Origin of the sequence: Acinetobacter chengduensis (assembly GCF_003664645.1) — a bacterium.
In the GTDB taxonomy this organism is placed as follows: Bacteria; Pseudomonadota; Gammaproteobacteria; order Pseudomonadales; family Moraxellaceae; genus Acinetobacter; species Acinetobacter chengduensis.
In genome coordinates this window covers 1-1,991 of sequence record NZ_RCHC01000053.1, presented here as the reverse complement: position 1 = coordinate 1,991, position 1,991 = coordinate 1, and the positions used below count along the sequence as shown (strand labels likewise).

Sequence of the window (1,991 nt, the reverse complement as noted above, 5' to 3'; positions counted from 1 at the left end):
GCACCCTAAAAAATTCTTGATTAGCCATTGTGCAACATAATATAAAAATTTAAATATAAAAAGAACAACCAACATAACAATGACCAACAGCTAAATTCAAATTTAACGCGTTATATCAGATCAAAATCTTTCAAACTTTCTGCCTCAATCTGCTGTATATCTGTTCAAAAAAATATCGTTTTGCATCTAGTATTGCGTCAAAATAATCATCGGGTAAAAATAAAAAAATCATCGCTATAAACTTGCTTAGGGCTGATTGCTTTGTGCTAGGGGCACATATATGAATGCAAAAAATGAAACTTTTCCGTGTTTAGTCTGTCAAAAAAAATTCAGTTCGTATTTTTTAGTCCCAATGGGTACGGTCAGAGAAAGCATTAGCCACGAAATTAGCAAAGACTTTCCCGAATGGTCGCCACAGGACTATATCTGTTTAAGTGACTTAACTCGCTACCGTATGCAGTATGTGCAAGCGTTGTTACAGTCTGAGCAAGGTGAAGTCTCAGACTTAGAAGTAGAAGTGTTGCACAGCATGCAACAACATGAGCTGATTACTAAGAATGTAGAAACCACGCTAGATCAGCAGTGGACTTTAGGCGACCGATTAGCAGATAAAATTGCAACATTTGGTGGAAGCTGGACTTTTCTCATCTGCTTTGCCTTATTTCTTATGGGGTGGATTGCTGCCAATAGCATTCTCATGGTGAAACATCCCATCGATCCATATCCTTTTATTTTGTTAAATTTACTCTTGTCTTGCGTGGCAGCTATACAAGCGCCCATTATTATGATGAGCCAAAACAGACAAGAAGCCAAAGACCGACAGCGCTCAGAAAATGATTATCAGGTGAATTTGAAAGCCGAATTAGAAATTCGTCATTTACATGAAAAGATCGACCATTTGCTTTTACATCAGTGGGATCGTTTAACCAAAATTCAGCAAGTCCAACTCGACTTACTCGAAGAAATGAACAAACAACGTAAATAAAGTGTATTAGGCAAATAAACGCATGCTTCAAAACAGCTCATTGAGATTCATAACTGAAGGCCTCCGTTCATCGCCACAAAATATACGATGAATGGAAACAAGGGTTTAGCCGTTGGTCGGCATAGAGTTTAAGCTTTAGCATGCTTTAAATTAAAAATGTGAGTTAGATCATTATTTACTCAAAATTCAACTTTTAGCTTTGAATTTTTGATTTAAAAACATGATCATCCACTCGATATTTAATCCCTTAAAATCATTATAGGTTTCTGGATAGGGGATTATTGCGATGGCTCAGTTTGATATTGAAATTCGGCATCCACATCATGCGTCAGACAATGAATTAGAATTTGTGCAGGTAAAAAGCGCGGCAGAAGCCTCTACGGCATTTGACACCATGCATTGGTTTAATTTGCAATTACTGCTCTTACAATTGCAGGGGCGACAGGCTTACTTTATGGTCACGAACCCAGAGTCGAGCCAGTCGATTAAAATTAGTTTAAATGAATTATCAACCTCGGACTCCTTAGAATTTGTATTACAAAGTGATATAGAGGTGATTTCGGAGCACCGCGAAGTATTTGGCCTGTTTAAGCGTAAAACCAAGGATTATGTTGAGTTTAAAAAATTGAATTTAAAAAAAGCGCATGACTATTTGGATCGCTTTTTAAATGGCCAGTTGGATTCACTCAAACAACAGTATTTAAAGGGGGATACTGAAGTGGCGTGTACTTCATAAAGCGGTTGTAGCAAGTTATATCTAAAACAACTAGCGAATAGATTGTGAAATAAAAATAGGATTTTTAATACTTATTTGCGATCTTGAATGCGTATTGCTGCTAGGTTTAAAAAGTATTTTAATATTTATGCGAATGGGTGAAAAAACTTACTAAAATAGATCAAAATGAGTCTGAAGTAGGGAAACAATCCCGCCTGCTTTTTTCTAAACTTTATCTCAAGGGTGTGATAGAGATCGAAAAGAGCAGCATGCTGTGAGGGCGCACGACGT

The 1,991-nt window shown here is 36.9% G+C and carries 2 protein-coding genes; both read left to right on the top strand.

Going from position 1 to position 1,991, the window contains the following annotated elements:
- Nucleotides 1-280 precede the first annotated feature (280 nt).
- Nucleotides 281-985: a DUF1003 domain-containing protein gene (locus tag D9K81_RS18070; protein ID WP_120376171.1), complete on the top strand. Its 705-nt coding sequence runs from the start codon at nt 281-283 to the stop codon at nt 983-985.
- A 286-nt stretch (nt 986-1,271) separates the two neighbouring features.
- Nucleotides 1,272-1,721: a hypothetical protein gene (locus tag D9K81_RS18065; RefSeq protein WP_120376170.1), complete on the top strand. Its 450-nt coding sequence runs from the start codon at nt 1,272-1,274 to the stop codon at nt 1,719-1,721.
- Nucleotides 1,722-1,991 lie beyond the last annotated feature (270 nt).